Source organism: Streptomyces sp. NPDC047072 (genome assembly GCF_040643855.1).
GTDB lineage: Bacteria > Actinomycetota > Actinomycetes > Streptomycetales > Streptomycetaceae > Streptomyces.
Genome location: NZ_JBEYVC010000007.1, coordinates 35,744 through 55,396 on the forward strand (window position 1 = coordinate 35,744; position 19,653 = coordinate 55,396).

The 19,653-nt window shown below is 70.4% G+C and carries 18 protein-coding genes, 1 pseudogene and 1 riboswitch; of the genes and pseudogenes, 8 read left to right on the forward strand and 11 right to left on the reverse strand.

The window, feature by feature from the left end; all coding sequences use genetic code 11:
• Window positions 1–5: 5 nt before the first annotated feature.
• A pseudogene (locus ABZ896_RS04795) lies at window positions 6–573 on the reverse strand (class I SAM-dependent methyltransferase).
• Window positions 574–694: 121 nt separating this feature from the next.
• Between ABZ896_RS04795 and ABZ896_RS04800 the strand changes: the two are divergent.
• The gene (locus ABZ896_RS04800; RefSeq protein ID WP_360921937.1) at window positions 695–1,246 is read left to right on the forward strand and encodes a DinB family protein; all 552 of its coding nucleotides are present in this window, start codon (window positions 695–697) and stop codon (window positions 1,244–1,246) included.
• A gap of 144 nt (window positions 1,247–1,390) precedes the next feature.
• On the forward strand, window positions 1,391–1,957 hold the full coding sequence (locus ABZ896_RS04805; protein ID WP_360921940.1) for a hypothetical protein: 567 nt from the start codon (window positions 1,391–1,393) through the stop codon (window positions 1,955–1,957).
• Here the strand turns inward: ABZ896_RS04805 and ABZ896_RS04810 are convergent.
• The 6 genes from ABZ896_RS04810 to thrC form a co-directional block, all read right to left on the reverse strand.
• Window positions 1,954–2,814, reverse strand: a complete 861-nt coding sequence (locus ABZ896_RS04810; RefSeq protein WP_360921943.1) for a metallophosphoesterase — start codon at window positions 2,812–2,814, stop codon at window positions 1,954–1,956. The genes ABZ896_RS04805 and ABZ896_RS04810 overlap by 4 nt on opposite strands.
• 54 nt (window positions 2,815–2,868) lie before the next feature.
• Window positions 2,869–3,990: an NADH:flavin oxidoreductase gene (locus tag ABZ896_RS04815; protein WP_360921946.1), complete on the reverse strand. Its 1,122-nt coding sequence runs from the start codon at window positions 3,988–3,990 to the stop codon at window positions 2,869–2,871.
• 202 nt (window positions 3,991–4,192) lie between these two features.
• Window positions 4,193–5,815 carry a chaperonin GroEL gene (gene groL / locus ABZ896_RS04820; RefSeq protein ID WP_360921949.1) on the reverse strand — a complete coding sequence of 541 codons (1,623 nt, stop codon included), beginning with the start codon at window positions 5,813–5,815 and terminating at the stop codon, window positions 4,193–4,195.
• Between the two features lie 335 nt (window positions 5,816–6,150).
• Window positions 6,151–6,357 carry a cold-shock protein gene (locus ABZ896_RS04825; RefSeq protein ID WP_007382895.1) on the reverse strand — a complete coding sequence of 69 codons (207 nt, stop codon included), beginning with the start codon at window positions 6,355–6,357 and terminating at the stop codon, window positions 6,151–6,153.
• Between the two features lie 442 nt (window positions 6,358–6,799).
• Complete coding sequence (locus tag ABZ896_RS04830; RefSeq protein WP_301999691.1) at window positions 6,800–7,075, reverse strand: MoaD/ThiS family protein; 276 nt, start codon at window positions 7,073–7,075, stop codon at window positions 6,800–6,802.
• Window positions 7,072–8,352: a threonine synthase gene (gene thrC, locus ABZ896_RS04835; protein WP_360921954.1), complete on the reverse strand. Its 1,281-nt coding sequence runs from the start codon at window positions 8,350–8,352 to the stop codon at window positions 7,072–7,074. Before thrC ends, ABZ896_RS04830 begins: the two co-directional genes overlap by 4 nt.
• Window positions 8,353–8,369: 17 nt before the next feature.
• Window positions 8,370–8,525: riboswitch (SAM riboswitch) on the reverse strand.
• 137 nt (window positions 8,526–8,662) lie between these two features.
• On the opposite strand from thrC, the gene ABZ896_RS04840 reads away from it, so the two are divergent.
• The 3 genes from ABZ896_RS04840 to otsB are packed head-to-tail and all read left to right on the forward strand — an operon-like array spanning window position 8,663 to window position 11,891.
• Window positions 8,663–9,607, forward strand: coding sequence for a glucosyl-3-phosphoglycerate synthase (locus ABZ896_RS04840; RefSeq protein ID WP_360921957.1), 945 nt, complete (start codon window positions 8,663–8,665; stop codon window positions 9,605–9,607).
• A gap of 59 nt (window positions 9,608–9,666) precedes the next feature.
• Window positions 9,667–11,055 carry a trehalose-6-phosphate synthase gene (locus ABZ896_RS04845; protein WP_360921960.1) on the forward strand — a complete coding sequence of 463 codons (1,389 nt, stop codon included), beginning with the start codon at window positions 9,667–9,669 and terminating at the stop codon, window positions 11,053–11,055.
• A complete protein-coding gene (gene otsB, locus ABZ896_RS04850) occupies window positions 11,052–11,891 on the forward strand; it encodes a trehalose-phosphatase (RefSeq protein WP_360921963.1) in 840 nt (279 codons plus the stop codon). The genes ABZ896_RS04845 and otsB overlap by 4 nt, the downstream gene beginning before the upstream one ends.
• A gap of 43 nt (window positions 11,892–11,934) precedes the next feature.
• Here the strand turns inward: otsB and ABZ896_RS04855 are convergent, their stop codons facing one another.
• Complete coding sequence (locus tag ABZ896_RS04855; RefSeq protein ID WP_360921967.1) at window positions 11,935–12,168, reverse strand: DUF3263 domain-containing protein; 234 nt, start codon at window positions 12,166–12,168, stop codon at window positions 11,935–11,937.
• Window positions 12,169–12,224: 56 nt separating this feature from the next.
• Window positions 12,225–13,427: an extracellular solute-binding protein gene (locus ABZ896_RS04860; RefSeq protein ID WP_360921970.1), complete on the reverse strand. Its 1,203-nt coding sequence runs from the start codon at window positions 13,425–13,427 to the stop codon at window positions 12,225–12,227.
• Between the two features lie 116 nt (window positions 13,428–13,543).
• On the opposite strand from ABZ896_RS04860, the gene ABZ896_RS04865 reads away from it, so the two are divergent.
• From ABZ896_RS04865 to ABZ896_RS04875, 3 genes are all read left to right on the forward strand, one after another.
• Window positions 13,544–14,488 (forward strand): ROK family protein, encoded by a 945-nt coding sequence (locus ABZ896_RS04865; protein ID WP_360921973.1) that lies wholly within the window; start codon window positions 13,544–13,546, stop codon window positions 14,486–14,488.
• 41 nt (window positions 14,489–14,529) lie between these two features.
• On the forward strand, window positions 14,530–15,633 hold the full coding sequence (gene nagA, locus ABZ896_RS04870; RefSeq protein ID WP_360922267.1) for an N-acetylglucosamine-6-phosphate deacetylase: 1,104 nt from the start codon (window positions 14,530–14,532) through the stop codon (window positions 15,631–15,633).
• A 78-nt stretch (window positions 15,634–15,711) separates the two neighbouring features.
• Window positions 15,712–16,641: a 1-phosphofructokinase family hexose kinase gene (locus ABZ896_RS04875; RefSeq protein ID WP_360921976.1), complete on the forward strand. Its 930-nt coding sequence runs from the start codon at window positions 15,712–15,714 to the stop codon at window positions 16,639–16,641.
• 15 nt (window positions 16,642–16,656) lie between these two features.
• Here the strand turns inward: ABZ896_RS04875 and ABZ896_RS04880 are convergent, their stop codons facing one another.
• Window positions 16,657–17,640, reverse strand: coding sequence for a carbohydrate-binding protein (locus ABZ896_RS04880; protein ID WP_360921982.1), 984 nt, complete (start codon window positions 17,638–17,640; stop codon window positions 16,657–16,659).
• 129 nt (window positions 17,641–17,769) lie between these two features.
• Complete coding sequence (gene cdgB, locus ABZ896_RS04885) at window positions 17,770–19,419, reverse strand: diguanylate cyclase CdgB (RefSeq protein ID WP_360921985.1); 1,650 nt, start codon at window positions 19,417–19,419, stop codon at window positions 17,770–17,772.
• Window positions 19,420–19,653 lie beyond the last annotated feature (234 nt).

Sequence of the window (19,653 nt, forward strand, 5' to 3'; positions counted from 1 at the left end):
CCCTCTCAGGCGGACCAGACGAGGGTGTACCGCCAGAAGAGACGGCGGCGCAGTCGGGCGCCGGGGAGGACATGACGGACCGCCTCGACCAACTCGGTGTGGGTGACGTCCGGTTGGCGGGTCACGGCGGTCATCCCGACCGGGTGCTCCGCCGCCCTGCGTCCCCTGTTCTTGATCCAGCCGTAGATCAGGTTGAGGGGGACGGAGGCGAGGCCGAGCGCCCGCTGCACCGCGGTGTCCTCCCGGGTCAGGCCGACGATCACCAGCCGTCCGCCCGGGGCGAGTCGGTCACGGAAGCCGGTGAGCGCCTCGGTCAGGGGGAGGTGGTGGAGGACGGCGACGCAGGTGATGACGTCGTAGGGGCCTGCCGATGATCCAGTCGTCGCTGTCGATGCCGTGCACGTGCTGAGCCCGGGTCGCCAGCAGTCGGGCCAGGTCCCCGGCACCACAGCCGACGTCGAGGGCCCGGTCGAAGCGGGGCGGCAACTGCCGTAGGAGCCAAGGGTGGTAGTGGGCGTTGTGGGACCAGGGGTGGGCGGCGTTGAAGCGTTCGAGCGCGGCGAGGAGGGACATGAGGTCATTCCAGCAGGGCGGCTTCAAAGAGGTCAGGAACTGACCTAGTTGATTCCTAGCGTGGTCTCCACCGACGGAACCGACGGAACCGCCTGACCGAACAGCCACGGAGGACGAGACCATGACCGACACCGCGACCGCCACGACGACCGCCACGACGCCCCTCACCGACGAGCGCGCCGACCTGCTGGAGGCGCTGGCCAAGCACCGTCACTTCCTCCGCTTCACCGTCCGCGACCTCACCGACGAGCAGGCCGGGCGGCGGACCACCGTCAGCGAGCTGTGTCTGGGCGGACTGATCAAGCACGTCACCTCGGTGGAGCGGCACTGGGTCCGCTTTATCCTCGACGGCCCGTCCGGGATGCCCGACTTCACCGCGATGACGGAGGCCGACTGGGCCCGGCGGGCCGAGGAGTTCCGGATGCTGCCCGGCGAGACGCTGGCCGGTGTCCTGGCCGCGTACGAGGAGACGGCCCGCCGGACCGACGAACTCGTCGCGACTCTCCCCGACCTCAACGCCACCCACCCCCTCCCCAAGGCTCCGTGGAACGAGCCCGGCTCCCGCTGGTCCGCCCGCAGGGTCCTCCTCCACATCACCGCCGAAACGGCCCAGCACGCCGGCCACGCCGACATCATCCGCGAGTCCCTGGACGGCGCGAAGACGATGGGCTGACCCCTCCCTCCCTCGCAGGGATAGGGAGTGATTGGTGCGGATGTCCCGGCGGGGACCCTGCCAGACCCCCTGGAAACCGGGTATCGCCAGGGTCCCGCCGGGACATCCGCACCAATCACATCGAGGACAGCGCAGACTTGCACCATGAACCACGCCCAGCTCACCGCCCTGGGCCGCGCCCTCCGCCTCCTCGGCGAGCACGGCGAGGCCCTTGCCTCCGATACCCCGGACGCCAAGTTGCACGAGGTCAGGGCCGACCTCAAGCGCGCTCTCGACATCCTCGACGAGAGCGTCACCGGTGCGAAGCCCAGCACCCGCTGCGCCGAGCACCCCAACGGGCCCGTCGACGAGAACGCCCCCGACCTGTGCCTGCTCTGCGAGACGCGTCGCCGGGCCGCCCGCCGGGCCGAGATCAACGGGCCCGGTATGCCGCACCGGCCCGAGCCCACCCCTTCCCGGTACGGCGTACGGGAGGACCGGCCCCGGCCGCAGCAGCGGTGGCTGCCCGAGCAGTGGACCGGCCAGGAGTGGCAGCTGTGCGGGACGCCGCGGCGGGACCGGCGGGAGGCCGAGCTGTACATCGCCGCCCAGCGCCGCGGCCCGCGCGCCGCCATGGCCTACCGACTGGTCCACGAGTTCACCGACTACGAGGTACTGCGCGTGTGGGGCACCCCGGTCCGCGTCGACATCGAACCCCTCGGGAACCTCTAGCCCTCGCGTTCCAGCAGCGTCCGCACCCGCTCCGCGTCCAGCTCGTACACCGTCTCGTGGGCGTGGGGATCCCTCGCGTGGAACGTGTGGAACATCGGGCTGCCCGGGCCGTCCAGTTCCACCAGGGACGCCGACGCGCCGCGGACCGCGCGCTCCGTGCCGGGTGCCGTCGTCAGGTCGATGCGGTTGACCACGCCCGGGGTGACCCACACCGGCACCGACTCCAGCATCCCGAAGAGCTGGAGGTGGTAGTGGCCGGTCAGGATGAGGCGTACGTCCGTGTCCCGGATCACCGCCGCCAGGTCCTGTGGGTCGCGCAGGCCGAAGACGCGCTGGGTCGACGACAGCTCCACGTGGACCGGCGGGTGGTGGAAGGCGAGGATCGTGCCCCGCTCAAAAGGCGTGCTCAACACCCCGCGCAACCAGTCGAGTTGCTCCGCACTCAGGCGGCCGTACACCTTTCCCGGCACCAGCGAGTCCAGCGTCACCAGCCGCCGTCCGCCGACCACGCTCACCGCGGCCCGCTCCCCCGCCGGCGTCTCCAGCACCTCGACCGGATCGGCGTGGCCGCTGCCCAGCACCTTGCCGAAGGCGATCCGTTCGTCGTGGTTGCCGGTGGTGTAGAAAGCGGGCGCGTCCAGGCGGCGGGCGAAGTCGCCGATCAGGTCCCGTACGGCCGTATACGCCTCCACCGCACCGTCGTTGGCGAGATCGCCCGTGACGACGACCGCGTCGACGGCCGTGAGATGGCGCAGCTCGGCGAGCATCAGCCGCAGGGATTCCGTCGCGTTGACGCCGGCCCGGTTCGGGGTGTCGGTGCGTTCCAGGTGCGTGTCCGAGAGATGCAGGATCCTCATCTCCCGGACACTACCCCCGAGTTGACGCGAAAGGCCCGGATCAGAAGAGCCGGTTCAGCTGAGCGTCTTCAGCGCCGAGGCGTCGTACGGCTTGAGGTCCGCGAAGCGGTCCGCGAGCACCTTCGCCGCCCACTCGGGGTCCTGCAGCAGCGCCCGGCCGACGGCGACGAGGTCGAACTCCTCGCGCTCCAGGCTGTCGAGGAGGTCGTCGATGCCCTTGAGCGGGGAGCCCTCGCCGGCGAAGCCGCGCAGGAAGTCGCCGTCCAGGCCGACCGAGCCGACCGTGATGGTGGTCTTGCCGGTCAACTTCTTCGTCCAGCCCGCGAGGTTGAGGTCGGAGCCCTCGAACTCGGGGATCCAGTAACGGCGGGTGGAGGCGTGGAAGGCGTCGACCCCGGCGGCGGCCAGCGGCGCGAGGATCGCCTCCAGCTGCTCGGGCGTCTCGGCCAGCCGCGCCCGGTACGCCTCCTGCTTCCACTGCGAGTACCGGAAGATGATCGGGAACTCCGCCGACACCGTCTCGCGTACGGCGGCCACGATCTCCGCCGCGAACTTCGTACGGGAGACCGGGTCACCGCCGTAGGCGTCGGTACGGCGGTTGGTGCCCTCCCACAGGAACTGGTCGACGAGGTAGCCGTGGGCACCGTGGATCTCCACGCCGTCGAAGCCGATGCGCTCGGCAGCGGCGGCGGCCTCGGCGAACGCGCCGATGACGTCGTCCAGGTCGCGCTGGGTCATCGCCATGCCGGTGGGCTCGTCGGCGCCGGGGCGCAGCCCGGAGGGGCCGACGGCGGGGGCGTCGGCGTACGGCGGCTGGCCCTGCTCGCGCACCATGCCGATGTGCCACAGCTGCGGGACGATGGTGCCGCCCGCCGCGTGCACGTCCTCGGCGACCTTCGCCCAGCCGGCCAGCTGTTCGGCACCGTGGAAGCGCGGGACGCTGTCGCTCTGACCGGCCGAGTCGTGGCCGACGTAGGTGCCCTCGGTGACGATCAGGCCGACGCCGGCGGCCGCGCGCCGGGAGTAGTACGACGCCACGTCCGCACCGGGGATGCCGCCCGGGGAGAAATAGCGGGTCATGGGCGCCATGGCGATGCGGTTCGGAACGGTGAGCCCGTTGATCGTCGTCGGCCGGGAGAGGATCTCGGCGGCGCGGGAGGTGGCGGGGGCGGTCACGTGGGGACTCCTCGTGCGGGGCTGGGGACGGGGTGCGCTAACCGGTTGGTATGTGCGCACGCATTGTTGCATCCACTGAAACAACCTCCTATGCCCTGCCTCACATTCCCGAAGCACTCCCGGGCACGCCGAAGGGCGGCACCCCCGGACCGAACCGGGAGTGCCGCCCTCGTACAGCTGTGAACCTGTGATCCTCGGCGGATCAGAAGTCCATGTCACCGCCCGGCATACCGCCACCGGCAGGCGCGGCGGCCTTCTCCGGCTTGTCGGCGATGACGGCCTCGGTGGTGAGGAAGAGCGCGGCGATGGACGCGGCGTTCTGCAGAGCGGAGCGCGTGACCTTCGCCGGGTCGATGATGCCGGAGGCGATCATGTCGACGTACTCACCGGTCGCGGCGTTCAGGCCGTGGCCGACCTGGAGGTTGCGGACCTTCTCCACGACGACGCCACCCTCGAGACCACCGTTGACGGCGATCTGCTTGAGCGGGGCCTCCAGCGCGAGCTTCACGGCGTTGGCGCCGGTCGCCTCGTCACCTTCGAGCTCCAGCTTCTCGAACACCTGGGAGGCCTGGAGCAGGGCCACGCCACCACCGGCGACGATGCCCTCCTCGACGGCCGCCTTCGCGTTGCGAACGGCGTCCTCGATGCGGTGCTTGCGCTCCTTGAGCTCGACCTCGGTCGCGGCACCGGCCTTGATGACGGCGACGCCACCGGCGAGCTTGGCCAGGCGCTCCTGGAGCTTCTCGCGGTCGTAGTCCGAGTCGCTGTTCTCGATCTCGGCGCGGATCTGGTTGACGCGGCCCTGAACCTGGTCCGTGTCACCGGCACCGTCGACGATGGTGGTCTCGTCCTTGGTGATGACGACCTTGCGGGCGCGGCCCAGGAGGTCCAGGGTCGCGTTCTCCAGCTTGAGGCCGACCTCCTCGGAGATGACCTCGCCGCCCGTGAGGATGGCGATGTCGCCGAGCATGGCCTTGCGGCGGTCGCCGAAGCCCGGGGCCTTGACGGCGACGGACTTGAAGGTGCCGCGGATCTTGTTGACGACCAGGGTCGACAGGGCCTCGCCCTCGACGTCCTCGGCGATGATCAGCAGCGGCTTGCCCGACTGCATGACCTTCTCCAGGAGCGGGAGCAGGTCCTTGACCGAGGAGATCTTGGAGTTGGCGATCAGGATGTACGGGTCGTCCAGGGACGCCTCCATACGCTCCATGTCGGTGGCGAAGTACGCCGAGATGTAGCCCTTGTCGAAGCGCATACCCTCGGTGAGCTCCAGCTCCAGACCGAAGGTCTGGGACTCCTCGACGGTGATGACGCCTTCCTTGCCGACCTTGTCCATCGCCTCGGCGATGAGCTCGCCGATCTGGGTGTCGGCGGCGGAGATGGAGGCGGTCGAAGCGATCTGCTCCTTGGTCTCCACGTCCTTGGCCTGCTCAAGGAGGGCACCGGAGACGGCCTCGACGGCCTTCTCGATACCGCGCTTGAGGGCCATCGGGTTGGCACCGGCGGCGACGTTGCGCAGGCCTTCCTTGACGAGGGCCTGGGCGAGGACGGTCGCGGTGGTCGTACCGTCACCGGCGACGTCGTCCGTCTTCTTGGCGACTTCCTTGACCAGCTCGGCGCCGATCTTCTCGTACGGGTCCTCGAGCTCGATCTCCTTGGCGATGGAGACACCATCGTTGGTGATCGTGGGGGCGCCCCACTTCTTCTCGAGGACGACGTTGCGGCCCTTGGGGCCGAGCGTCACCTTCACGGCGTCCGCGAGCTGGTTCATGCCGCGCTCGAGGCCGCGCCGCGCCTCCTCGTCGAACGCGATGATCTTGGCCATGTGAAGTGGTCCCTCCAGGACTGGGGGTGATTCCTTCGGACCGCGCCCGCGCCCGCGACGGACGGCTCGCCGACCCCGTGGGTTCCTTCCCCACCCGGTCCGCGGGCCTCACCGACCCGGTCCTTCGTTGTCACTCTCACCTTCAGAGTGCTAACGCCAATGATTAGCACTCGACCCCTGCGAGTGCAAGCGCCTCTCGGGGACCGGCCAGCGCGCACACGGCCTCCGCGCGCCTCCCCGGGCATGCCGAAGGGCTCGTAACCCATGACTCCCCATGGGATACGAGCCCTTCGATGAAGAACGAAGAACGACGCTGTTGTTACCCGGCGCGTGCTTCAGCCTGTCGCGAGACGGACCATGTCCGCCTGCGGCCCCTTCTGGCCCTGCGAGATCTCGAACTCGACCCGCTGGCCCTCTTCAAGGGTGCGGTAGCCGTCCATCTGAATCGCGCTGTAGTGGACGAAAACATCCGCACCACCGTCGACCGCGATGAAGCCGTACCCCTTCTCCGCGTTGAACCACTTGACGGTGCCCTGAGCCATGCCTAACTCCCCTATTACTGGCCCTTGCACGGATCCGCACTTCGCGGATCCGGGTCAGACCTCACCCCCCACAGGTTGGGGGCGTGCGCCGGAACGCGTCGACCGCGGCTGAATGTATCTGTCCAACTGCCGTCTGCAACAGGTCAATCGGACGAGAATTCTGGGCAAGACCAGTCAGGAATGTACGGAGAATTCGCCCGAATTCAGGGCAAGTCGGGCTCCACAAAAGGAGCAAAATACGCAAAACACGCGCACACTTTGGCTGCTTCTCATCGCATGCGGAGCGAGAACTCATATGCGTCCGGCATGGAGAAGGACGCTGCTTCCCCAACTGTACCGCGCTCAACCATAGAGAATTGCCCCCTCCGCTTCTCTCACGGAGGGGGCAATCGGATGAACACTCGGTAATTCCTGTTACCGAAGGTAATGACCAGTCATACGGTCACCCCCCGGCGACGGCCGGAATGATCGAGACGCCCGCGCCGTCCGGGGTCGCCGTCTCCAGCCCCTGCTCGAACCGCACGTCGTCGTCGTTCACGTACACGTTGACAAACCGCCGCAGCTTGCCCTGGTCGTCCAGAACACGCGCCGCGATACCGGTGTGGTTCTTCTCCAGATCGGCGATGACCTCGCCGAGCGTGCCGCCCTCGGCGGCGACCTCGGCCTGTCCGCCGGTGTAGGTGCGCAGGATGGTGGGGATGCGGACGGTGACGCTCATGCGAGGCCAGCCTCTCGGAAAGAGTCCAGGTTGGGTCGGATGGTGGCGGTGAGCCCGGTACCGGCCACCGCGTCGAGGGTCTTCAGGCCGTCCCCGGTGTTCAGGACGACCGTGGTCAACGACAGGTCCAGCAGCCCGTTCTCGATCAGCTTGCGGGTCACGCCCACGGTCACGCCACCCGCCGTCTCGGCGAAGATGCCCTCGGTGCGGGCCAGCAGCTTGATCGCGTCGACGACCTGCTCGTCGTTCACGTCCTCCACCGCACCGCCGGTGCGGCGCGCGATGTCGAGCACATAGGGACCGTCCGCCGGGTTCCCGATCGCCAGCGACTTGGCGATGGTGTTCGGCTTCTGCGGCCGTACGACGTCGTGCCCGGCCTTGTACGCCACCGACACCGGCGAGCATCCTTCCGCCTGCGCGCCGAAGATCTTGTACGGCTTGTCCTCGACGAGCCCGAGCTTGATCAGCTCCTGGAGGCCCTTGTCGATCTTCGTGAGCTGGGAGCCGGAGGCGATCGGCACGACCAGCTGGTCGGGGAGCTTCCAGCCGAGCTGCTCGCAGATCTCGTACGCCAGGGTCTTGGACCCCTCCGCGTAGTACGGCCGCAGGTTGACGTTGACGAAGCCCCAGCCCTCGCCAGCCGGGTCGCCGATCAGCTCGGAGCAGAAGCGGTTCACGTCGTCGTAGTTGCCCTCGATGCCGACGAGCTCGCCGCCGTAGATGGCGGCCATGACGATCTTGCCCTGCTCCAGGTCGTGCGGGATGAACACGCAGGAGCGGAAGCCGGCCCGGGCGGCGGCGGCACCGACCGCGCCGGCGAGGTTGCCGGTGGAGGAGCAGGAGAGGGTGGTGAAGCCGAAGGCGCGCGCCGCCTCGATGGCCTGCGCGACGACGCGGTCCTTGAAGGAGTGCGTCGGGTTACCGGAGTCGTCCTTGATATACAGTCCGCCGGTCACGCCCAGCTCGCGGGCTAGGTTGTCGGCCTTGACGAGCTTGGTCCAGCCCGGGTTGATGTTCGGCTTGTCGGCCACGTCCGCGGGGACGGGCAGCAGGGGGGCGTAACGCCAGATGTTCGAAGGTCCCGCTTCGATCTGCTTGCGGAGTTCCTCGGTGTCGTAGGCCGAGAAGTCGTACGCGATCTCCAGCGGGCCGAAACACTCCTCGCACGCGAAGACCGGGCCGAGCGGGACGCGGTGACCGCATTCGCGGCAGCTCAACGCCGACGCGGGACCGAGGTCGACGGAGTTCGTGGTGCTTGCAACAGTCTGCACAGCCATGGAGGCGAGGCCCTTTCTCCTCATCTTCCTCACGACGCATCTCGCCGTGAGACGGATTTGGCACCTTCCCTAGTCGGGAGCCTCGCGTGACGATCGACATTGATCTACGAGAACCGACTGGAGGGTTGCCGGGGCTTCATCGGGCCGTATCCCTCTGCCCCTCTGGATGAGCGGTATGAAGTTGTGAACGGTGGGGCCACCCCGGACATGCGATGGTCACCCGCCTTGTTCAAGACTGTAACCGACGACCGGGACAGTTGAGAGAGTCGTCCGTACCGCGAGATCGATCACACGTGAAGGAGCCGCCTACGTGCTGGAAGAAGTCGAGCGCTGGCTGACCACCCGCTCCTGGTCCGTGACCGACCGCCCCCTGCACCAGATCATGGCCGCCAAGCAGCGCACGGGCCGGACGGTCAGCGTCGTGCTGCCCGCGCTGAACGAGGAGGAGACGGTCGGCGAGATCGTCTCGATCATCCGCCACGACCTGATGCGCCAGGTGCCGCTGGTCGACGAGATCGTCGTCGTCGACTCGGGCTCCACCGACCGCACCGCGGAGGTGGCCGCGGCGGCCGGCGCGCGCGTCGAGCACCGCGACGCGATCCTGCCGCGGCTGCCCGCCGTCCCCGGCAAGGGCGAGGTCCTGTGGCGCTCCCTCCTGGTGACCACCGGGGACATCGTCTGTTTCATCGACGCGGACCTGAAGGAGTTCTCCTCCGACTTCGTCTGCGGCATCGTCGGCCCGCTGCTGACCGATCCGGGGATCGACCTGGTCAAGGGGATGTACGACCGTCCCCTGGGCGGCGCGCAGGGACAGGGCGGCCGGGTCACCGAGCTGATGGCGCGCCCCCTGCTGAACATGCACTGGCCGCAGCTGGCCGGTTTCGTCCAGCCCCTGGGCGGCGAGTACGCGGCGCGGCGCAGCCTGCTCGAACAACTGCCGTTCCCGGTCGGCTACGGCGTCGAACTGGGCATGCTGGTGGACGCCCTGCACCTGGTGGGCCTGGACGCCCTGGCCCAGGTGGACGTGGGCGTCCGCAAACACCGCCACCAGGACGGCCAGGCCCTGGGCCGCATGTCGGCGGCGATCTACCGCACGGCCCAGCTGAGGCTGGCCCGCGGCCACCTCATCCGTCCCTCGCTGACCCAGTTCGAGCGCGGCGAGACCGGCTTCGAGCCGCGCACGTACTCGGTGGACACGGAGGAGAGGCCGCCGATGGTGGAGATCGCGGAGTACATGAAGCGGAAGGCCGCGTAGGACTCGTCACGTCGCGCGGAAACGTTTGAGTGTTTGGGTGCCGGGCTAGGTTTCGAGGCATGGCTTCATCGCACAAGCCCCACGTCCTGGTCGCCTCCAACCGAGGCCCCGTCTCGTACGCCGTAGGCGACGACGGCACGCTCAACGCGAAGCGCGGCGGCGGCGGCCTCGTCTCCGGGCTCTCCGCGATCGGCCCGGAGGCCGGCGCGCTGTGGGTCTGCTCCGCCCTCTCCGACGGCGACCGGGAGGTCGTACGGCAAGGCGTCGGCGAGGACGGCGTCCGCATGCTGCCGATCCCGGCGGACGTACACGCGGACGCCTACAACGGCATCGCCAACTCCGTGCTGTGGTTCGTCCACCACCTGCTCTACCAGATCCCCCTGGAGCCGGTGTTCGACGCGGAGTTCCGCCGCCAGTGGTCGTCGTACGAGACGTACAACCGCGCTTTCGCCGAGGCGCTGGCGGAGGACGCGGCCGACGGCGCGGCGGTCCTCGTGCAGGACTACCACCTGTGCCTGGTGCCGGGCATGCTCCGTGAACTGCGCCCCGACCTGCGGATCGCGCACTTCTCGCACACGCCGTGGGCCCCGCTGGACTACTTCCGGCTGCTGCCGGACGACATCGCCGGGCAGGTGCTGCGGGGCATGCTGGGCGCGGACCGGCTGGGCTTCCTGACCCGGCGCTGGGCGGACGCGTTCACGGCCTGCGCCACGGAGTTCGCGGGCGGGCTCGGACAGACGCGGGTCGGGGTGCACGGGCTGGGCGCGGACGCGGACTTCCTGCGCAAGCGGGCGCACGAGCCGGACGTGAACGACCGGATGGCGGCCCTGCGCGAGGAGATCGGCGCGGGCCGGAAGACCGTCGTGCGGGTCGACCGGACCGAGCTGTCGAAGAACATCGTGCGCGGGCTGCTGTCCTACCGCCGGCTGCTGGAGTCCCGGCCGGAGTGGCGGGAGCGGGTCGTGCACGTGGCGTTCGCGTATCCGTCCCGGCAGGACCTGGCCGTGTACCGGGACTACACGGCGGAGGTGCGGCGGCTCGCGGAGGAGATCAACGCGGAGTACGGCACGGCGGGCTGGACGCCGGTCGTGCTGCACGTCAAGGACGACTTCGCCCGCTCCCTGGCCGCGTACCGGCTCGCCGACGTGGCCCTGGTCAACCCGGTGCGGGACGGCATGAACCTCGTCGCCAAGGAGGTCCCGGTGGTCTCCGACGAGGGGTGCGCGCTGGTGCTGTCCCGGGAGGCCGGGGCGTACGAGGAGCTGGGCGACGACGCGATCGTGGTCAACCCGTACGACATCGAGCAGACGGCGACGGCCCTGCACGAGGCCCTGACGCTGCCCCCGGAGGAACGAGCCGAACGCGCGAAACGCCTCGCGGCGGCGGCCACGGCCCTCCCCCCGGCCCAGTGGTTCCTGGACCAGCTGAACGCGCTGCGGGCGTCATGAGCGACCACACCCCCTCCGTACCCTTGCCGACCCCCACCACCCCCGCCGGTCAGGCCGGTCTGCGTGCTCTGCTCGCCGAGCCGGGCCGGGCCGTCATCGGGCTGGACTTCGACGGGACGCTCGCGCCGATCGTGGCGGACCCGGAGCTCGCGCGGGCGCATCCCGGTGCCGTACCGGCGCTCGCGGCACTCGCGCCGAAGGTCGCGTCCGTGGCCGTGATCACCGGCCGGCCCGCCGAGGTCGCCGTCCGCAACGGCGGCTTCGCCGGTGTCCCCGGTCTGGAGCACCTCGTGGTCCTCGGCCACTACGGCGCCGAGCGCTGGGAGGCGGGGACCGGCAAGGTCACGGCTCCCCCGCCGCACCCGGGCGTGGCCGCGGTCCGGGCGGAGCTGCCCGCGCTGCTCGACGGGACCGGTGCGTGGATCGAGGAGAAGGGCCGGGCCGTGGCCGTCCACACCCGTCGCGCCCCCGATCCGCAGGCCGCGTTCGACACCCTGCGCGCTCCCCTCACCGACCTGGCGGCCCGCCACGGCCTGGTGGTCGAGCCGGGCCGTCTGGTCCTGGAGCTGCGGCCGCCCGGCATGGACAAGGGCGTGGCCCTGCGGGACCTGGCCCACGACCTCTCCGCGGGCGCGGTCCTCTTCGCCGGCGACGACCTGGGCGACCTCCCGGCGTACGGCGCGGTGGACGACCTCCGTGCCGAGGGCACCCCGGGCCTCCTGGTGTGCAGCGGCAGCAACGAGGTGACGGAACTGAGGGACCGGGCGGACGTGGTGGTGGACGGGCCGGGGGGTGTGGTGGACCTGCTGACCGCGCTGGCCGAACACCTCGGCTGACGCAACCCGAGCGGCCGAGGAACCCCCGCGCCCCGAGCGCCCCCTACCTCTCCGCCCGCCGCGTGTCCCGGACCCTCCGCAGCCTGTTCACCGTCACCGGATCAAAAGCCAGCGCCCGCTCGTCGTCGAGCAGGGCGTTCAGGAGCTGGTAGTAGCGCACCGGCGCCAGCCCCAGCTCCTCCCGTATCGCCCGCTCCTTCGCCCCGGGCCCCGTAAAGCCCCGGCGCTCCAGCGCGAGGATGTCCCGCTCCCGGCGATCCAGCTCCTGGTGCTCCATGCCCGAAACCGTAACGCCCGCCACTGACAACGCCCCAGGGCCCACCCGACCGGCCCCTACTCCGCCTGCTGCGCGCTCGTCTCCAGCTCGCGCAGCACCTCCGCGGGATCCCCGCTCACCGCCTCCCCGATCCGTTTCTTCACCGCCGCGTTCACCGCCGCCCACGACGTCTTGCTCACGGGATACAGCTCGGACTGCGGCAAGGCGTCCAGGAAGGGCTTGAGGTCGGCGTCGCGCGCGGCGGAACCCATGGCCTCGGACGCGGAGTTGGTCACCGGCAGCAGGTCGTACTCCCGCGAGAAGGCCAGCACGTTCTTCTCGCTGTAGACGAAGTCGAGGAGGTCCCCGACCTGCTCGGCGTGGCCATTCTTCTTGAAGGCCGTCATCCAGTCGGCGACCCCGAGCCCGTTCTCGCTGCGCCCGTCGGCCCCCGGCATCGGCACCATGCCGAACTTCACGCCCTTCGCCGCGGCGATCTTCATCAGCGAGGGGTGCCCGTTGAGCATCCCGACGTCCCCGTCGGCGAACGCCCGGAACGCGGCGGCCCGGTTCAGCTTGCCGGGCGCGACGGGCCCGGTGAGCCCCTTGCCGACCAGGTCGTCCTTGAGCCAGGTGAAGGTCGCGACGTTCTCGGCGGAGTCGATGTCGTACGTGCCGACGGAGTCGACGTAGTTGCCGCCCCCGCTCAGCAGCCACTGCATGGTCTCGGCCTGCGCCTCCTCCGGGCCGAGCGGGAGGGCGTACGGGTAGGTCACGCCCCGCTCCTTCAGCACCTCCGCGTCGGCGGCGAGCTGCTCCCAGGTCTTCGGCGGGGTGAGTCCGGCGTCGGCGAAGAGGGTCTTGTTGTAGAAGAGCAGCCGGGCGGAGGCGGCGAAGGGCATGCCGTACTGGATGCCGTCGACCCGCCCCGCCGAGGCGAGCTGGGCGACGAAGTCGGCCTGTTCCTGGATGCCGATCAGGTCGTCGGCCTTGTAGAGCAGCCCCTTGTCGGCGTAGTCGGCGTACGCGCCGATCTGCGCCATGTCGGGTGCCTTGCCGGCGTCGACCAGCTCCTGGACCTTGCGGTCGACGTCGGTCCACGAGTACACGCTGACGTCGATCCTCACGCCCGGGTGCGCGGCCTCGTACTCCTCGACGAGCTTGTCCCAGTACTTCTGCGAGCTGTTGGCCGAGCTGTCGCCGTACTCGGCGGCGACGAGCCTCAGCGTCACCTCGTCCGATCCGGAGCCCAGTCCACAGCCGCCCAGAACGGCCGTCATACCCAGCATTGCCACGGTTGCGAAAGTTTTCGAAAAGTCATACATAACTAACCCCTAGGTCTACACCACGTAAGTGGACTAGACCTCTCGCGGGTCCACGGGCCACACTGTCCCCCGTGAGACATGTCATCGCCCTCGACGTGGGCGGCACCGGGATGAAGGCCGCCCTCATCGGGGCGGACGGCGAGCTGCTGCACCGCGCCCGCCGGGCCACCGGGCGCGAGCGCGGGCCGGACGCGGTGGTCGACGGCATCCTCGACTTCGCCGCCGAGCTGCGCGCGTACGGCGTCCAGCACCTCGGCGCCCCGGCGGAGGCCGCCGGTGTCGCCGTCCCGGGCATCGTCGACGAGGAGCGGGGCGTCGCCGCCTACTCCGCCAACCTGGGCTGGCGCGACCTCCCCCTGCGCGAGCTGCTCACCCGGCGCCTCGACGGCGCGCCGGTCGCGCTCGGCCACGACGTGCGCACCGGCGGCCTCGCCGAGGGCCGGATCGGCGCGGGCCGGGGCGCGGACCGCTTCCTCTTCGTCGCCCTCGGCACCGGCATCGCGGGCGCGATCGGCATCAACGGCCGGGTGGAGGCGGGCGCCCACGGCTTCGCGGGCGAGATCGGCCACATCGTCGTACGACCGGGCGGTACCCCTTGCCCCTGCGGGCAGCGGGGCTGTCTGGAGCGGTACGCGTCGGCGGCGGCCGTGTCCGAGGCCTGGGCGACGGCGACGGGTGCGCCGGAGGCGGACGCGGCGGACTGCGCGAAGGCGGTGGAGTCCGGCGACCCCGAGGCCGGCCGGGTCTGGCGGACGGCGGTCGACACCCTCGCCGACAGCCTCACCACGGCCCTCACCCTCCTGGACCCCCGCACCCTGATCATCGGCGGCGGCCTGGCGGAGGCGGGAGAAACGCTGTTCACACCGCTGAGAGAAGCGGTCGGGGCGCGACTCACTTTCCAGAAGCCGCCGACGATCGTCCCGGCCGCGCTGGGCGACACGGCGGGCTGTCTGGGCGCGGGCCTCCTGGCCTGGGATCTCCTGAACAAGACCGACGGTTTGGAGGAATCCGCGTGACGGCGAAGAAGCCCCTCGTCCTGTCCGGCGCCACGGTGGTCATGCCCACGGGCCCCGTCGAGAACGGCCAGGTGGTCGTCGAGGGCACGAAAATCACCCGCACCGCCCCCGAAACCGCCCCCACCCTCGACCTCACCGGCCACTACCTGGTCCCCGGCTTCGTCGACCTGCACAACCACGGCGGCGGCGGAGCCTCCTTCCACGGCAGCCCCGACGACGTGCACAAGGCGATCCACACCCACCGCCTGCACGGCACCACCACCCTCGTCGCCTCGACCGTCACCAGCGACATCGACTTCCTGGTCAAGCAGGCGGGCCTCCTGTCGGAACTCGCCGAGCAGGGCGACATCGCCGGTATCCACTTCGAGGGCCCGTTCATCTCCCCCTGCCGCAAGGGCGCGCACTCGGAGAACCTGCTCCGCCACCCCGACCCCGCCGAGGTCCGCAAACTGATCGACGCGGCCCGCGGACAGGCCAAGATGCTCACCCTGGCCACCGAACTCCCCGGCGGCATCGACTCCGTACGCCTGCTCGCCGAACACGGCGTCATCGCGGCGATCGGCCACACGGACGCGACGTACGAGCAGACGGTCGCGGCGATCGACGCGGGCGCGACCGTGGCGACCCACCTCTTCAACGCGATGCCACAGATCGGCCACCGCGCCCCCGGCCCGATCACCGCCCTCCTGGAGGACGAGCGGATCACGGTCGAACTGATCAACGACGGCACCCATCTGCACCCGGCCGCCCTCCAGTTGGCGTTCCACCACGCGCGAGCGGACCGCGTGGCGTTCATCACCGACGCGATGGACGCGGCCGGTGTCGGCGACGGCCGCTATCTGCTCGGCCCGTTGGAGGTCGAGGTCAGCGAGGGGGTCGCCCGGCTCGTGGAGGGCGGGTCGATCGCCGGCTCCACGCTCACCCTGGACCGCGCCTTCCGGCGCGCGGTGACGGTCGACGGGCTGTCCGTCGAGGACGTCGTCGCCGCGATCTCCGCGAACCCGGCGAAACTGCTGGGCCTTTACGACCGTATCGGCTCCCTGGAGCCCGGCAAGGACGCCGATCTGGTGCTCCTGGACCGTCAATTCGCCCTCAAGGGGGTCATGCGCCGGGGCGAATGGGTGGTCGATCCGCAACTGGGCTGATGTGTCCCGCTGTTGAGGGCGGCGGTTGTCCTGGAAGACTGTGCGGGTTCACTCTGTCTTCGGGGGAGGTCGGCCCGGGTGATCCTCACGGTCACGCTCAACACCGCGCTCGACATCACCTATCGCGTGCGTTCGCTGCGCCCGCACACCAGCCACCGGGTCACCGACGTCGTCGAACGCCCGGGCGGCAAGGGCGTGAACGTCGCCCGGGTGCTGGCGGCGCTCGGCCACGAGGTGACGGTCACCGGCTTCACGGGCGGCGCCACCGGCCGCCTGGTCCAGGAGCAACTCACCGCCGTCCCGGGCCTGGTGGACGCGCTGGTCCCGGTCACCGGCCCGACCCGGCGCACGGTCGCCGTCGTCGACGAACTCACCGGTGACACGACCCAGCTCAACGAGCCGGGCCCGACGGTCACTTCGGCGGAGTGGTCGGCCTTCCAGGAGGCGTACGAGGATCTCGTCGCGGCCGCCGAGGCGGTGGCCCTGTGCGGGAGTCTGCCGCCGGGGGTGCCGGTGGGGGCGTACGCCGGGCTGGTGCGGGCCGCGAAGGCGGCCGGGGTGCCGGTGCTCCTTGACACGGGCGGGGAGCCGCTGCGGCGCGGGGTCGCCGCGCGCCCCGACATCCTCAAGCCGAACGCCGACGAACTGGCCGAACTGACCGGCTCCCACGAGCCGTTGCGGGCCACGCAGGACGCGCGGCGGCGGGGTGCGCGGGCGGTGGTCGCCTCGCTGGGCGCCGAGGGGCTGCTGGCCGCGACCCCCGAGGGCCGCTGGCGGGCCACTCCGCCGGCCCGCGTCCACGGCAACCCGACCGGCGCGGGCGACTCGGTGGTGGCGGGCCTGCTGTCGGGCCTGGCCGACCGCCTCCCCTGGCCGGACCGCCTGACCCGGGCGACGGCCCTGTCCGCGGCGACCGTACGGGCCCCGGTGGCGGGGGAGTTCGACCGCCCGCTCTACGAGGAGCTCCTGAACCGGGTGACGGTGACCGGCGAGGCCACCGCCGCCTGAACTCCCGGGAAGGACCTAGTTCTTGACCTGGCCTTCCTTCAAGGACAGCTGGTCCATCAGGATGTTGCACTTGTCGCCGTCCTGGCAGGAGACGGAGATCGTGTTGGTGCCCTTGTTGAGGGTCGGCCAGACGTAGGTCTTGGTCCAGCCCTTGGAGAAGTCGCCGTCCTTGGCCCCGGCGAAGTTGCCGAAGTTGACCTTGTTGCCGAAGGCCTTGCCGTTGACGGTGAGCGTCATCGACTGGTCGTCATCGGCGGTGCTGTAGGTCATGAAGAGCGTGTAGACGCCGTCCTTGGGGATCCCGCTCACGTTCCAGGTGACCGAGGCGCCGGTCTGGTTGAGGCCCTGGACGTAGATCCCGCCGTCGGAGCCCGCGCCCTTCACGTCGGAGGCCGTGGACGCGCCGCCGCCGAGCTGGAGCGCCTTGGCGTCGATCGTCGGCAGGTCCGCGTCCGCCTCGGCGCTGTCGCTGCTCGACGCGCTCGGCTCGGAGCTCTGCGAGGTGGTGGGAGAGGTGGAGGCCTGGGCGCCGGTGTCCTTGGAGTCGTCGCCGCCCATCATCGCCACGCCGATGCCGATGACGACCGCGGCGACCACCGCGATCGCGCCGATCAGCAGCCCCTTGGTGTTGGGACCGCCGCTGCGGCCGCCGCCGTAGCCCGGCATGGGCTGCTGGCTGGTGGGCGCGGCGCCCGGGTAGGTCTCCGGCGCGGCGTACTGGGGGGCCGGCTGGCCGTAGCCCTGCTGCTGCGGGACCTGGCCGTACGGTGCGGTCGGGGCGGTCGGCGGCTGCTGGCCGTACGGCTGCTGCTGGGCCGGCTGCTGTCCCTGCTGGCCGTACTGCCGCTGGCCGACCGAGCGCACGCGGTTGACGGAGTTCGGGTAGCCGTAGCCGCCGGACGGCGGCTGGGCCCCGTTGGCCTGGCCGTCGGCGTAGAGGTAGCCGAACGGGTCGTCGTCCTCGGGCGGTGTGGTCGCCCCGTTGTTGCCGGACGTCATCCCTTGGTACTCCTCGAGCGGGTGCGGGTTTCGGATGCGGGGTCAGAAGGGCGAGCCTACCCGCTCTGCATGAGCCAAACGGGTGACTCAGATCGCATCGAGCCACCGACCCGCACGCTGACCTGCGGATCAGCCCGCGCGTCTGTGTTGTTTGGGACGAGATCGTTTCTCGACGTACATCCGCTCGTCGGCGGACTTCAGCACCTCGTCCGCCGTCATCCCGCAGTGCGCCCAGCCGATGCCGAAGCTGGCGCCGACCCGGACGGCCCGGCCCTCGGCGCGGATCGGCTGGATGATCTCGTTGCGCAGGCGTACGGCCAGGTCGGCGGCGTCCGCCTTGCCGAGGCCGTCGGCGAGGATCACGAACTCGTCGCCGCCGAGCCGGGCCACGGTGTCGCCGTCGCGTACGCACTGCGACAGCCGCCGGGCGACCTCGATGAGGACCGCGTCACCCGCGTTGTGCCCGAACCGGTCGTTGATCGACTTGAAGCCGTCGAGGTCGCAGAAGAGGACCGCGAGCCCCTTGGTGCCGTCGTCGCGCTCCCCCTCGGGGGCGATGGTGTGCACGTGGTGGTCGTAGCCGTCGAAGGATTCGGCGCCCGGCCGGAAGCCGAAGCCGTGGCCGCCCGAGTCGAAGACGGCGGGGTGGCCGTAGGCCGCGTCGAGGGATTCGAGTTCGCCCGCGGGGCGCTGGCAGAGCCGGGAGGACAGGCGCGCGCGCAGCTCCGCGGAGTTGGGCAGGCCGGTCAGGGAGTCGTGGGAGGCGCGGTGGGCGAGCTGCAGCTCGCGGCGCTTGCGGTCCTCGATGTCCTCGACGTGGGTGAGCAGGAAGCGCGGGCCGTCGGCGGCGTCCGCGACGACGGAGTTGCGCAGCGAGACCCAGACGTAGGTGCCGTCCCGGCGGCCGAGGCGCAGCTCGGCGCGGCCGCCCTCGGCGGAGGTGCGCAGCAGGGTGCCTATGTCCTCGGGGTGGACGAGGTCGGAGAAGGAGTAGCGGCGCATCGCGGAGGCGGGGCGGCCCAGCAGGCGGCACAGGGCGTCGTTGGTGCGCAGGATCCGGCCGTGCTGGTCGCCGCCCATCTCGGCGATGGCCATGCCGGAGGGGGCGTACTCGAAGGCCTGCCTGAAGCTCTCCTCGCTGGCGCGCAGGGCCTGCTGCTCCCGCTCCAGCCGGACCAGGGCGCGCTGCATGTTGGAGCGCAGGCGGGCGTTGCTGATCGCGATGGCGGCCTGGAAGGCGTACATCTGGAGCGCTTCGCGCCCCCACGCGCCGGGCCGGCGGCCGTTGCGCGGCCGGTCCACGGAGAGGACGCCGATCAGTTCGCCGCACTGGCCGCCCTGCACGCCCGGGGTGTACATCGGCGCGAAGAGCCGGTCGGAGGGGTGCCACTCGTCCTCGAAGCGGGGGGCGGGGCCGTCGGTGTACCACTGCGGGACGTCGTCGTCGTCGAGGACCCAGCCCTCGGTGTGCGGGATGAAGACCAGGTCGCCCCAGGTCTCGCCCATGCTCAGGCGGCGCTCCCAGGACTCGCGGGAGCCGACCCGGCCGGTGATGAGGGATTCGGCCGCCTGGTTGCCGGAGAAGGCGGCGACCACGAGGTCGCCGTCGGGGCGCACGAGGTTGACGCACGCCAGTTCGTAACCGAGTGCGTTGACGACGCCGTTCGCGACGGTCTGCAGTGTGTCCGCCAGGCTGCGTGCCGTGTTCATGTCGGCCATGACCTGGTGCAGCTGACGCAGTGACGCAAGACGGACGTACGGCTCCGACTCGGTCTCCATGCTCACCCTCCCCCCGAGACTTCGCAGCGAATCAAGGGTCATCTTCCACGCCACTGAATCACAGCGCGCTGCCCACTCGGTACACAGGGTCAACAATTAGTACCCCTTGTGACTCAAGTCACAGCGAAACATGAGCAATTGAGTGGGGTTTCCGCGTTTTCCCTGTGCGTTTACTGAACGCAAACTTTGTGAGTTTGTGGAAGGTGCTGGTGGGGGGTCCGCCGGGAGACCTAG